Origin of the sequence: Campylobacter estrildidarum (assembly GCF_005406205.1) — a bacterium.
Taxonomy (GTDB): domain Bacteria; phylum Campylobacterota; class Campylobacteria; order Campylobacterales; family Campylobacteraceae; genus Campylobacter_D; species Campylobacter_D estrildidarum.
In genome coordinates, this window is record NZ_NXLZ01000010.1 from 18,576 (window position 1) to 31,027 (window position 12,452).

Here is a 12,452-nt window from a genome sequence, read left to right on the forward strand (position 1 = left end):
TAAATTTGTAATCTTATCAAATTTTACTTTTAATTAAACTTATTTAAAGTATACTTTTAATCTACTTTATTATAAATCCCAAAATTAAGGTATTGATTATTATGGAAAAAATCGCAGATATTATAGAGAGCATTGCGAATGAAAAAAAATTGGAATTAGAGAGTGTTAAAGAAAAAGTTATTTTAGCATTAGTAAATACAGCTAAGCGAATTTATGGCCAAGAATATGATTTTTTTGTAGATAAGAAAAAATTAAACCTTTATCAAAAAATTACTATCGTAGCAGATGATGATCCAAGATTGGAAGAAAATAAAGAAAGTTTCATTGCGCTTAGCAAAGCAAAAACAGAAGCTCATGATGTTGAAGTTGGAGATGAACTTACTTATGAGTGTTCATTAGAAAATTTAGGTAGAACTGCAGTTAATATATTGCATAAAGAGTTAGAATATCATATTCAAAAATTATTAGAACAAACTATTTTTGAAAAGTATAAAAATAAAGTTGGAAAAATAGTTTTTGGCAATGTTGTCCGTATCGATAATGATGAAAATACTTTTATAGAGGTCGATGAGTTAAGAGCTTTTTTGCCAAGGAAAAATCGCATTAAGGGTGAAAAATTTAAAATAGGTGAGGTTGTTAAAGCTGTAATAAGACGTGTTTATACAGATAAAGGAATAAAAATGGAACTAAGTCGAACGAGTCCTAAATTTTTAGAATGTTTGCTTGAGGCTGAAGTTCCTGAAATTAAAGATGGTTATGTTAATATTGTAGGATGTGCAAGAATTCCAGGTGAAAGGGCAAAAATTCTACTTAAGTCTAATGGAGCAAATATAGATCCAGTTGGAGCTACTGTAGGAGTGAAAGGGGTTAGAATTAATGCGGTAAGTAAAGAATTGCATAATGAGAACATTGATTGTATTGAATTTAGCAATGAACCTGAAATTTTAATAACAAGAGCTTTAGCACCTGCTATAGTCAATTCTGTCAAAATTGAAAATAAAAAAGCTATTGTAAGTTTAAATAGTGAGCAAAAAAGTAAAGCAATAGGAAAAAATGGTATTAATATACGTCTTGCAAGTATGTTGAGTGGTTACGATATAGAACTTTATGAGTTAGAAAGTGGCAAATCAAATCATTCTTTAAGTAATGAAGAGGCTTTAAAAAATTTACAAGACTTGTTTAAGATTTAACATAAAAAACCATATTTCAAATTAGAGATATTTTTGATTAAACCATTTCCAATAAAAAGCAGCAAAAATAAAAATAGTTCCTAGTAAAAATGTGATAATTTCTAAGCTTAAACCCAAATAAAATAAAAATCCCATAAGTTGAGAAATTATAGCACTGAAGCTAAGATAAACCATATCAGTATAAGCAATTACTCTTCCATAATAAATTTTATTACAATTTTTTTGTATCATAGTATAAGTATAAGCCCAAAGAGACGAAGTAAAAAAACCGGCTGCGATGAGTCCTAAAAAAGAGATATAAAAATTAAATTGAGTCAAAGCCCATAATATAATTCCAAATCCTTGTCCTAAATATAGATAAAACAAGGTTTTATTGTTGATAAATTTGCTTAAAATAATAGGTCCTAACGCTAAAGAACAGGCACGTACTGCATTTAAAAAACCAATAACTAAAGCAGCCGATAATAACTCTTTGTATTTATGTTTTGCTAGTAAAGTTACCAAAGTTTCATAAGCTGTAAGTCCTACAAAAGCGTGTAAAAAAATAAGATGAAGTATAGTTTTATTTTTCAAAATATAAAAAAATCCTTCTTGGATCATTGAGAAAAAATTATTTTGGATTTTTTGTTTAAATTCAGGAATATTTAGTCTAGTTAAAAATAAAAAACCGATCATAATAAGACAGCAATCAAACAAGAAAGCGGTTTTTATGCCAAAAAAATCGATAAAAATTCCAGCACTTGCCATTCCAGCTGTATAAGAAACTGCCCAAATAACACTATGCATTTCATTAGCAAGTTTTAGCTCTTGCGAAGTCAAAATTTTAGCAAGCAAACTCATTTCAGCTTGAAAATAAATAGATGCAACGCACAATCTAATAAAAATTAAAATAAATAAGAGCCAAAGCATACTTAAACTTGTTACAAAAGTAAGGCAAAAAATAGAGATAAGCTCTATGCTAATCATACTTAATAAAAGCTTTTTGGGTTTGTTTTTTTCAACAATAACTCCATTAATTGGAGCAAGTAAAACTCCAGGCAAAAAAGCAAGCATAGCACTAGTTGAGATTGCCCAAGTGGGTGCATTAAGATTGACCAATAAAGTAAAAACACCCGTTTGAGAAAACCAAGCACCAAAATAAACTATAAATTGAACTGAAGCTAAAATTCTAATGTTTTTATTGTTTTTTAATAAATCAAAATAATTCATAAATGAAACTATAGCATAATTTATGTTTTTAAATGCTATAATTATTTTAAAATTTTATAGTATAAAAGGAAAAATTTTGAAAAGATTAAATAAAACAGAAGCTTTAGATTTATTAAAAAATGCGAGTTTAATTGAGCTTGGAGAAATGGCTTATCAAAAAAAAATAGAACTTCATCCCCAAAAAATTACAACCTTTGTAGTGGATAGAAATATAAATTATACCAATGTGTGTTGTATTGATTGTTCTTTTTGTGCGTTTTATCGTCATCATAAAGAAGATGATGCCTATATTTTAAGTTTTGAAGAAATTGGTAAAAAAATTGAAGAATTAGAGGCCATAGGAGGAACTCAAATTCTTTTTCAAGGCGGAGTGCATCCAAAACTAAAAATAGAATGGTATGAAGAGCTTGTTTCTTGGATAAGAGAGCATTACCCAAATATTACTATCCATGGTTTTTCTGCGGTTGAAATTGCTTATATTGCCAAAGCATCTAAAATCTCTATAGCAGAAGTTTTGCAAAGACTTCAAAAAAAAGGTTTATTCTCTATACCTGGAGCAGGAGCTGAAGTTTTAAGTGATAGAGTGCGTGATATCATAGCTCCAAATAAATGCGATACTAAAACTTGGCTAGAAGTGCATCGTCAAGCTCATAAAATCGGTATGAAAAGTACAGCTACTATGATGTTTGGAACGGTTGAAAATGATGAAGAAATTATAGATCATTTAGAACATTTAAGGACATTGCAAGATGAAACTGGAGGATTTAGAGCTTTTATTTTATGGAGCTTTCAAAGCGAAAACACTCTTTTGATTAAAAAACATCCTGAAATCATGAAGCAAAGTTCAAATAAATATCTTAGACTTTTAGCTTTATCAAGGCTTTATTTGGACAATTTTAAAAATTTACAAAGCTCTTGGGTTACTCAAGGTTCTTTAATAGGGCAGCTTGCTTTGAAATTCGGAGCAAATGATTTAGGATCTACTATGATGGAAGAAAATGTTGTCAGTGCCGCAGGTGCAAGTTATAGAATGAATCAAGATGAAATGATTAGACTTATTCGCAGTCTTGGAGAGAATCCTGCAAAACGCAATACAGCTTATGAAATTTTGGAGAAATTTTAATGCAATATTTAGAAAGCAAAGGGGTAAAAATTCCTTTTATCTTTGAAAAAAATCAAGATTTGCCTATCGTTGTTTTAAAGCTCGTTTTTCAAAATTGTGGAAGAAGTTATGATGAAATTGCTGGGCTTGCAAAAATGTTTTCCCGTATTTTAAACGAGGGTGTTGATGATAAATTTTTTAAAGAATTGGAATTTAGAGCCATTAGTTTAGAAGCAAATAGTGGCTTTGAAAGTTTAGAAATAAATCTTTCTTGCTTAAAAGAGCATTTTAAATTTGCTATAAAACAACTTGAGAATTTGTTATTAAAACCAAGAATAGAAGAGAAAATTTTAAAAAAGTTAAAAATAAATGTTTTAGGAGAATTAGCGAGTAAAAATAGTGATTTTGATTATTTGGCTAAAAATTTACTTAATTCTGAAATTTTTGAATACCCAGAGTTTCAAAGTCCTAGCGATGGAGATGAAAAAAGTATAGAGAATATTGCTTTAGAGAGTTTGTATCGCTATTATAAAAAAGCTATTTGCTTGAGTAATTTGGTGTGTATTATAGGCGGAGATATTGAAGAAAAAAAGGCTAGAGAACTTTTAATTTGCTTATTAGATAAGCTCGATAAAGGAATGCTTAGTAAAAACAAAAAATATGAATTTTGTAAGAAAAATAAAGATAAAATACTGATTAGAAAAGAAAGCGAACAAGCTTACATTTATTTTGCTACCCCATTTTTTTCAGCTCTTCAAGATAAGGATATTCATTTAGCTAAAATCGCTTTATTTGTTTTAGGTCAAGGTGGATTTGGATCAAGGGTAATGGAAGAAATTCGCGTCAAAAGAGGACTAGCCTACTCAGCTTATGCGATGCTTGATATAAATTTATCTTATTCTAGAGTTTTTGGATATTTGCAAACTAAAAATGAAAGTTCAGTTGAAGCTAAAAAAATAGTTAAAGAGGTTTTTTCAAATTTTTTAAAACATGGTATCGATACAAATGAGCTTACTCAAGCTAAAAATTTTCTCATCGGTTCTTCTCCTTTGCGTTATGAAAGTCTGTCCAAGCGTTTAGCTATAGCTTTTAATGAGTATTATCAAGGATTGGAGCAGGGTTATTATAAAAAAGAATTAGATTTGATACAAAAGGTAAAACTTGAAGAAATCAATGCTTATATCAAACAGCACAAAGAGATATTAAATATGAGTTTTGCTAGTATTCAAAATGAAAATTAAAGAAAACGATTTTGAACTTTTTAAAAAGTTAAAAATAAAGAGCGCTATTGATTTGGCGCTTATTTTGCCTAAAAAGATTGAAAATTTAAATTCAAGTAAATTCCCTAAAGAAAATGAAATTTGCACTCAAAAGATTATTTTAAAAAATGTAAATTATAATAGAAATCAACTTTTTGGTACAGGGTTTTGCAAAGAGTGGAGTAAAAATATTTCTTTTGTTTTTTTTCATCCAAGACCTTGGCATCATAAAATTTTAAAAACAGGAAAAGAAATTATTTTTAATGGAAAGCTTACATATTTTAATCATTCGTGGCACTTTAATAATCCTAGAATTTTAAATTCTTTTGAAGGCTTTGTTCCAAAATATCAAATTCAAGGTATCAGAGACGTAAAAATTCAAGAATTTATAAAAAAGTATCTGACTTTTGAAAATTTAAAAGAAAGTGGAATAGGTGATAAATATATTAATTTTCTTTTAAATTTACACACTTATGATGAAAAAAGTTTTAAAATGTTTGAAAATTTAGAATATTTTTTTAAAGATTTAAAGTATATTGAAATTTTTAATTTTTTAAGACGATTAAAAGCTAAGAAAACAAAATATCAGTCTTACAAAATCGAAGTTTTTAACATAGATGCTTGGCTTAAAGAACTTCCTTTTAAACCTACACAAGATCAATTTAATGCTTTAAAGGATATAGAGCAAGACTTAAATTCAAGTGAGGCTAAAAGACGAGTGATTATGGGAGATGTGGGTTGTGGAAAAACTTTAGTTTTGCTAGGAGCTGCTTTGATGGTTTATCCAAAACAGGCTATTTTAATGGCACCAACTAGCATACTTGCCAATCAGCTTTACGAAGAGGCTAAAAGACTTTTACCTGAATTTGTTAATATTTTATTTATCAAAGGAGGCAAAAAAGAAAAAGATTTAGCTCAAAAAATAGAAAAAGCAAATCTAATCATAGGAACACACGCCTTAATCCATTTAGAAAATCATAAAGCTGTTTTAGTGATGATTGATGAACAACATCGTTTCGGTTCAGCTCAAAGGCAAAAAATATATACCTTAAACAAAAAAGATTTCGCCCCTCATTTTATACAATTTTCAGCGACACCTATTCCTAGAACTTTAAGTATGATACAATCCGAATTTTTAGAATTTAGTTTTATCAAACAAATGCCTTTTAAAAAAGATATTACCACTATTTGCATACAAAATGAAGATTTTTCAAAATTAAACGAAAAAATCAAAGAAGAAATTGCACAAAACCATCAAATTATTATTATTTACCCTTTGGTTAATCCAAGCGATAAAATCCCTTATCTTTCTTTGGAGCAAGCTGGCGATTATTGGCAAAGTCATTATGAAAAAGTTTTTATAACACACGGAAAAGACAAACAAAAAGATGAAATTTTAGAACATTTTCGAGATGAAGGAAACATCTTATTAAGTACTACTGTAGTAGAGGTTGGGATTTCTTTGCCAAGACTAAGCACTATCGTGATAGTTGGAGCAGAGCGTTTAGGGCTTGCTACCTTGCATCAACTTCGCGGACGTGTAGGAAGAATAGGGCTTAAGAGCACCTGCTATCTTTATACAAAGCTTAAAGAAATTCCTACACGTTTAAAAGAATTTGCAAATACTTTAGATGGTTTTGAGATCGCAGAACTTGATCTTAAAAATCGTTTGAGTGGAGATTTACTTGATGGTTTTTTTCAGCACGGAAACGAGTTTAAATTTTTTGATTTTTCAAAAGATGAAATCATATTAAAACAAGCAAAAAAGGATTTAGAAAAAGCGATATTAAATTAATGTTTATATCGATAAAGCATATTTTGAAAATGAGAAGCTATCATATTTGCACGTTGTAAAATCATATTTTTAATTTCTTCATTATATATTTTATTTAAACTTTCTTCAAAGAGCTTAAGCCAAATTTCAAAAAATTCTTGAGGAAAAGGAGGTAGATCGAGATGTTTTTTTAAAGGTTGTCCATTATAATCACCCTTGCCTAAAAGCATACCCGCCCAAAAATTTCCTATTTTTGCTTTGTGTTCCTTCCATTGTTCGTTGCTTGTTCCAATAGCTTTGTTAAAAATAGGGCCAAGATTTTCATCTTTTCTTATTTTTTCATAAAATATTTCCATTAAAGTTGCAATATTTTCTTGATTAATTGTGTCAAATTTCATATAAATTCTCCCAAGGGTATTTTAAGAATATTATTAAAAAAAGAATAAAATGTGAATTAAAAAGTTTATTGAAATAAATCAATTTCGTAAGCTTTATTGTTTAAAGCTTGATTTTGTTCTTTTGTGAGTTTTGAATCCCCCCCCCCGCCCTTTTTTAAGATTGTTTTTAAAGCTAAAATGTCTTTGTTGATTTCAATTTCTTCTTTGGCGTCGATTTAAACCTTTTTTGTTATATCCTTTTAGTTACACTTAAAAGATTAGTTCTAATGTCTTTTGCAAGCTTCAACTAAAGATGCCGTTAAGGAAGCACACTCAATTCTAAACAACTCATCTTATCTCTAAACAATCTTAAAAGCTTATTTTCCACATCTTTATAACTTGAAATTTCTTCATCTGATTTTTTATTCTTGGAATTAATTTGCGAATAAAAAGTATTCGTGTAGTAGAATTTACTTGCATTGTAATCTCCTTATAAAGATTGTAATAACTTACTTAAATAATCAATACTCCGATTTTTCCTAGCTTGAAAATGTGCCTCACTCTCAAGGTTATTAACTTGAGAGTAAAGAGAATTACAAGAATTATTAATTGTCATAACAGTCCTTTTATTTAATATAAATACTTGTGCTTAATGAATTGAAAGGTGAATTAATCGATCTAGAACTAAATTCAAATCTTCCGCTAGAATTAGCAGGTTTAGAAATATCCCAAATATCAAGCCAACCATCGATAATATTATCGCCTGTTAAGTCTACTCCATCTGAGCTTAATTGCACTGCATCATTTCCTGCAAATTTAGCTCTATCATAACTTCCACCACCATAGCCTGTTACACCTGTTGAAACTAAAAAATAATTACCTCCATGATCTTTGTCCGTTATTGTCTTACCAAAAACACGTTCATAGCCACTTTGGGTAGATTCAATTTCTAAGATTTGAACCTCACTTACAGGAGGAGCAGGAGCTCTCATTGCCTTATTGTTTTTATTAGCCTTATAAGCTTTTTTCATTGCTTCCAAAGATTTATCAAATTCCCCACTAAGATATTTTTGTTTATTTGGAGAATTTGGCTCTAAATAAATATTAATACCATTGCGAGTAATCTTTTCTTTGCCTTTGATAAAATCAGCACTAGTTTTAGCGTCTATAGCAAAAGCTAAAGAGCAACTTAAAATACCTAATTAAGATTAATTTTTTAACCATCTTTGCTTCTTTGATTGAAAATCTTAGAATTTAAAACTCTAAAAATTTAACAAGCAATTTTCGTTCCAAAATAGAAAAATTTTTAGCGGGTTTAAGTATAATTCTTTATAAAATTAAAAATCTTTAATTTATTTTTTGATTTTTATAATTTTAAAAATTAATTTTTAGCATTCAATAAAATATTAAAAATCAATTCTAATTTTAATAATCCAGATTTTATTAAGTTAAAAAGGATAAAATTAGGGTTTTTAAAATTAATTGAGATTTTTATAATAATATATTCTTAGGATAAAAATGGATTTAAATTTTATAATAAACAATTCAAGTGTATTTATGATAGCTGCTTGGCTTACTTTAAAATTGAGTTTTTTTGGTATAGTATTTTCTATAATTATAGGATTATTTTGTATTTTAATGAGTTATTTTAGAGTTAAATTTATTGAACAAATTTGCAAAATTTATATAGAATTATCTCGAAATACTCCTTTGTTGATACAACTTTTTTTTCTTTATTATGCTTTACCAAAATTTAATATTCATCTAGATCAAATTCCGCCTTTAAATTTAATATGTCTAAGTGTTGATGAAACCTTGCGTCCAGCTTTTGCTTGTGCGATTGTAGGACTTAGTTTTTTAGGTGGATCTTATATGGCAGAGAGTTTTAGATCAGGATTTGAAGCTATTAGAAAACAGCAATTTGAGGCAGGGCTTTCTTTGGGTTTTACAAAATTAGGAAATTTCCGTTATGTTATTTTACCTCAAATGTTAGCTGTTTCGATATCAAGCATTAGTGCAAATATCATTTTTTTAATCAAAGAAACTTCAGTAGTGAGTATCATAGCTTTACCTGATTTGGTTACAGCGATGAAAGATTTAAATTCTTTAACTTACAAAACAGATGAGCTTTTGTTTCTTTTATTTATGGGTTATTTGTGTATTATTTTACCTATTTCACTTATTTTGTTTTTTGTAGAAAAAAGGCTTTCAAATGCTTAATTTATTAAATTTAGACACATTAAATCGCCTTTGGCAAGGTCTATTTGTTACGCTTGAAATTTCTATAATTAGTATTATAATCACGTCTTTTTTTGGCCTTTTTTTAGGAATTTTAATGAGTCTTAAAAATCGTTATATTTATATTTTATGCCGCTTTATGTTAGAATTCGTAAGAGTTATGCCACTTTTGGTTTGGCTTTTTATAGTGTATTTTGGTTTTTCAAGATGGCTCGGGTTTAATTTAAGCAGTATAGCTTCTGCTATTATTGTATTTAGCATTTGGGGAAGCTTTGAGATGATGGATTTAGTTCGTTCTTCTTTAGAGAGTATTCCAAGACATCAATATGAGAGTGCTAAAAGCTTGGGTTTAAATAAATTTCAAGCGTATTTTTATATTATTATTCCACAAGCCTTTCGTCGTCTTACTCCTGTAAGTATGAATTTGCTTACTCGTATGATCAAAAGTACAACTTTTGCGTATTTAATTGGCAGTGTGGAGCTTGTAAAAGTAGGCCAACAAATTATCGAGTTTAATAATAAAAATGATTTAGCCCCTTTTGTTATTTATGGCTTTATCTTTTTTATCTTTTTTTTAATTTGTTATCCTATTACTTTATATTCTAAAAAATTAGAAAAAAAATGGAGTTAAAATGAGTATTTTAAAAGTAACAAATTTGCAAAAATATTATGGAACTCATCATGCTTTAAAAAATATCAATTTAGAAGTAAAACAAAAAGAAGTCGTGGTAATCTTAGGGCCAAGTGGTTGCGGAAAATCCACTTTTTTAAGATGTATTAATGGGCTTGAAGAAATTGCAGATGGAATTATAAAGATTGGCAATGATGAAATTGATAAGAATTTTAAAGATTGGACAAGAGTGCGTCAAAAAGTAGGAATGGTATTTCAATCTTATGAACTATTTGAGCATTTAAGCGTTAAAGATAATATACTTTTAGGACCTTTAAAAGTGCAAAAAAGATCCAAAGAAGAGGTATTAGAAGAAGCTAAAATATGGCTTGAAAAAGTAGGATTAATTCATAAAATAGACGCTTTTCCTAGAGAATTAAGCGGGGGTCAAAAACAAAGAATTGCTATTGTAAGAAGTCTTTGTATGAATCCAGAACTTATGCTTTTTGATGAGGTAACTGCAGCACTTGATCCTGAAATTGTTCGTGAGGTTTTAGAGGTTATGTTAAATTTGGCAAAAGATGGAATGACTATGTTAATCGTTACACATGAAATGGGTTTTGCTAAAGCAGTAGCTGATAAAATAGTTTTTATGGATAATGGGGAAATTGTTGAAGAAAACAATCCTCGTGATTTTTTTGAAAATCCTAAAAGCGAAAGAGCAAAGAAATTTTTAAATTTGTTTGATTATCACAAGTAATTTTAAGCATATTGTTTTTATAGCACAAGAAAGAAAAATAATTACTAAAAAATTATTGTAGTTTTGTAGCTTAAGAAGCTATTTTTATTCTTGACAAAACATTTTTTTTAAGATATAATCCTAATTTTTAAAATTTTTTGAGAATAATGCTGGTTTAGCTCAGTTGGTAGAGCAGCTGCCTTGTAAGCAGCAGGTCGGGGGTTCAAGTCCCTTAACCAGCTCCATTGTATTAACAGTGTTTGACCAGAATATTACAAGATAGTGATATTTTATATGGTGAGTTACTCAAGTGGCCAACGAGGGCAGACTGTAAATCTGCTGGCTTTCGCCTTCCGTGGTTCGAATCCACGACTCACCACCATGCTTTGCGGGAGTAGCTCAGTTGGCTAGAGCATCAGCCTTCCAAGCTGAGGGTCGCGGGTTCGAGTCCCGTTTCCCGCTCCAAAAGTTAAACTGGGAGCTGTATTTTTTAATAATAACTTACAGTATATTCCCTAAATTGTTTTCAGTTGTCTGTATTTTGGTAGTTTCTGAGCGCTCGTATGGCTCAGAGGTAGAGCACTCCCTTGGTAAGGGAGAGGTCGCGGGTTCAATTCCCGCTATGAGCTCCATAAAATTTATTGAAAAGATTATAAATATAGACTTGGTTTTGCTTACATTTATTTTATATTGGAGGAAAAAAATGGCTAAAGAAAAATTTTCACGTAATAAGCCACACGTAAATATTGGTACTATCGGTCACGTTGATCATGGTAAAACTACTTTAACAGCTGCTATTTCTGCTGTTCTTTCAAGAAGAGGTTTGGCAGAGCTTAAAGATTATGATAATATCGATAATGCTCCTGAAGAAAAAGAACGTGGTATAACTATTGCGACTTCTCATATTGAATATGAAACAGAAAATCGCCACTATGCACACGTTGATTGTCCTGGTCACGCTGACTATGTTAAAAATATGATTACAGGTGCAGCTCAAATGGATGGTGCAATTCTTGTTGTTTCTGCAGCAGATGGCCCTATGCCTCAAACTAGAGAGCATATTTTGCTTTCTCGCCAAGTAGGTGTTCCATATATTGTTGTTTTTATGAATAAAGCGGATATGGTTGATGATGCTGAACTTTTAGAGTTGGTTGAGATGGAAATTAGAGAATTATTAAGTTCTTATGATTTTCCAGGAGATGATACTCCGATTATTTCAGGATCTGCCTTAAAAGCACTTGAAGAAGCTAAAGCTGGACAAGATGGTGAATGGTCTAAAAAAGTTTTAGATCTTATGGCTGCAGTTGATAGCTATATTCCAACTCCAACTCGTGATACAGAAAAAGATTTCTTGATGCCTATTGAAGATGTTTTTTCAATTTCAGGTCGTGGTACAGTTGTTACAGGAAGAATTGAAAAAGGTGTTGTAAAAGTAGGTGATACAATTGAAATTGTTGGTATTAAAGATACGCAAACAACAACTGTAACTGGCGTTGAAATGTTTAGAAAAGAAATGGATCAAGGTGAAGCAGGAGATAATGTAGGCGTTCTTCTTCGTGGTACCAAAAAAGAAGAAGTTATTCGTGGTATGGTTCTTGCTAAGCCAAAATCAATTACTCCTCATACTGATTTTGAAGCTGAAGTTTATATTTTAAATAAAGATGAAGGTGGTAGACATACTCCATTCTTTAATAATTATAGACCACAATTTTATGTTAGAACAACAGACGTTACAGGATCAATCAAATTAGCTGATGGTGTTGAAATGGTTATGCCGGGTGAAAATGTAAGAATTACAGTAAGCTTGATTGCACCAGTAGCACTTGAAGAAGGTACTCGCTTTGCTATCCGTGAAGGTGGTAAAACCGTTGGATCTGGAGTTGTATCTAAAATTATAAAATAAATAACTTTACAAAAGTCAAGCAATAGATTGCTTGACTTTTTTGATTTTTTG

11 protein-coding genes and 4 tRNA genes are annotated in these 12,452 nt (G+C 29.8%); 12 read left to right on the forward strand and 3 right to left on the reverse strand.

All coding sequences use genetic code 11. The features are described from left to right. The first annotated feature begins 101 nt into the window (after positions 1-101). Complete coding sequence (gene nusA / locus CQA69_RS06110; protein WP_137620914.1) at positions 102-1,190, forward strand: transcription termination factor NusA; 1,089 nt, start codon at positions 102-104, stop codon at positions 1,188-1,190. 21 nt (positions 1,191-1,211) lie between these two features. Here nusA and CQA69_RS06115 read toward each other — a convergent pair whose 3' ends face one another. Further along, a complete protein-coding gene (locus CQA69_RS06115; RefSeq protein WP_137620915.1) occupies positions 1,212-2,399 on the reverse strand; it encodes an MFS transporter in 1,188 nt (395 codons plus the stop codon). Positions 2,400-2,475: 76 nt separating this feature from the next. Between CQA69_RS06115 and CQA69_RS06120 the strand changes: the two genes are divergently transcribed. From CQA69_RS06120 to recG, 3 genes are read left to right on the forward strand one after another with little or no spacing between them, the layout of a single operon-like run. Next, positions 2,476-3,522, forward strand: a complete 1,047-nt coding sequence (locus CQA69_RS06120; protein ID WP_137620916.1) for a dehypoxanthine futalosine cyclase — start codon at positions 2,476-2,478, stop codon at positions 3,520-3,522. Continuing rightward, positions 3,522-4,742 (forward strand): M16 family metallopeptidase, encoded by a 1,221-nt coding sequence (locus CQA69_RS06125; RefSeq protein WP_137620917.1) that lies wholly within the window; start codon positions 3,522-3,524, stop codon positions 4,740-4,742. Before CQA69_RS06120 ends, CQA69_RS06125 begins: the two co-directional genes overlap by 1 nt. Then, complete coding sequence (gene recG, locus CQA69_RS06130; protein ID WP_137620918.1) at positions 4,732-6,555, forward strand: ATP-dependent DNA helicase RecG; 1,824 nt, start codon at positions 4,732-4,734, stop codon at positions 6,553-6,555. Before CQA69_RS06125 ends, recG begins: the two co-directional genes overlap by 11 nt. Here the strand turns inward: recG and ctb are convergent. Beyond that, entirely contained in the window at positions 6,552-6,932 is a 381-nt protein-coding gene (gene ctb / locus CQA69_RS06135) for a truncated hemoglobin Ctb (RefSeq protein WP_137620919.1), read from the reverse strand. The genes recG and ctb overlap by 4 nt on opposite strands. A 605-nt stretch (positions 6,933-7,537) precedes the next feature. Further along, positions 7,538-7,942 (reverse strand): DUF4879 domain-containing protein, encoded by a 405-nt coding sequence (locus CQA69_RS06140; protein WP_171000349.1) that lies wholly within the window; start codon positions 7,940-7,942, stop codon positions 7,538-7,540. Positions 7,943-8,429: 487 nt separating this feature from the next. Between CQA69_RS06140 and CQA69_RS06145 the strand changes: the two genes are divergently transcribed. From CQA69_RS06145 to tuf, 8 genes are all read left to right on the forward strand, one after another. Next, positions 8,430-9,131 (forward strand): amino acid ABC transporter permease, encoded by a 702-nt coding sequence (locus CQA69_RS06145; protein ID WP_137620921.1) that lies wholly within the window; start codon positions 8,430-8,432, stop codon positions 9,129-9,131. After that, on the forward strand, positions 9,124-9,780 hold the full coding sequence (locus CQA69_RS06150) for an amino acid ABC transporter permease (RefSeq protein WP_137620922.1): 657 nt from the start codon (positions 9,124-9,126) through the stop codon (positions 9,778-9,780). The genes CQA69_RS06145 and CQA69_RS06150 overlap by 8 nt, the downstream gene beginning before the upstream one ends. Before the next feature lies 1 nt (position 9,781). Further along, positions 9,782-10,519, forward strand: a complete 738-nt coding sequence (locus CQA69_RS06155; protein WP_137620923.1) for an amino acid ABC transporter ATP-binding protein — start codon at positions 9,782-9,784, stop codon at positions 10,517-10,519. A gap of 148 nt (positions 10,520-10,667) precedes the next feature. After that, positions 10,668-10,743 (forward strand) — tRNA-Thr (locus CQA69_RS06160). A gap of 51 nt (positions 10,744-10,794) precedes the next feature. Further along, a tRNA-Tyr gene (locus CQA69_RS06165) sits at positions 10,795-10,880 on the forward strand. Between the two features lie 6 nt (positions 10,881-10,886). After that, positions 10,887-10,963, forward strand: a tRNA-Gly gene (locus CQA69_RS06170). 92 nt (positions 10,964-11,055) lie between these two features. After that, positions 11,056-11,130 (forward strand) — tRNA-Thr (locus CQA69_RS06175). A gap of 71 nt (positions 11,131-11,201) precedes the next feature. Beyond that, positions 11,202-12,401, forward strand: coding sequence for an elongation factor Tu (tuf, locus tag CQA69_RS06180; protein WP_137622495.1), 1,200 nt, complete (start codon positions 11,202-11,204; stop codon positions 12,399-12,401). Positions 12,402-12,452: the final 51 nt, after the last annotated feature.

What these genes read in the sequence shown, in the direction of transcription:
- nusA (WP_137620914.1), top strand. Translation starts at nt 102, where the DNA reads ATGGAAAAAATCGCAGATATTATAGAGAGCATTGCGAATGAAAAAAAA.
- CQA69_RS06115 (WP_137620915.1), bottom strand. Translation starts at nt 2,399, where the DNA reads ATGAATTATTTTGATTTATTAAAAAACAATAAAAACATTAGAATTTTA.
- CQA69_RS06125 (WP_137620917.1), top strand. Translation starts at nt 3,522, where the DNA reads ATGCAATATTTAGAAAGCAAAGGGGTAAAAATTCCTTTTATCTTTGAA.
- recG (WP_137620918.1), top strand. Translation starts at nt 4,732, where the DNA reads ATGAAAATTAAAGAAAACGATTTTGAACTTTTTAAAAAGTTAAAAATA.
- ctb (WP_137620919.1), bottom strand. Translation starts at nt 6,932, where the DNA reads ATGAAATTTGACACAATTAATCAAGAAAATATTGCAACTTTAATGGAA.
- CQA69_RS06140 (WP_171000349.1), bottom strand. Translation starts at nt 7,942, where the DNA reads ATGAAAAAAGCTTATAAGGCTAATAAAAACAATAAGGCAATGAGAGCT.
- CQA69_RS06145 (WP_137620921.1), top strand. Translation starts at nt 8,430, where the DNA reads ATGGATTTAAATTTTATAATAAACAATTCAAGTGTATTTATGATAGCT.
- CQA69_RS06150 (WP_137620922.1), top strand. Translation starts at nt 9,124, where the DNA reads ATGCTTAATTTATTAAATTTAGACACATTAAATCGCCTTTGGCAAGGT.
- CQA69_RS06155 (WP_137620923.1), top strand. Translation starts at nt 9,782, where the DNA reads ATGAGTATTTTAAAAGTAACAAATTTGCAAAAATATTATGGAACTCAT.
- tuf (WP_137622495.1), top strand. Translation starts at nt 11,202, where the DNA reads ATGGCTAAAGAAAAATTTTCACGTAATAAGCCACACGTAAATATTGGT.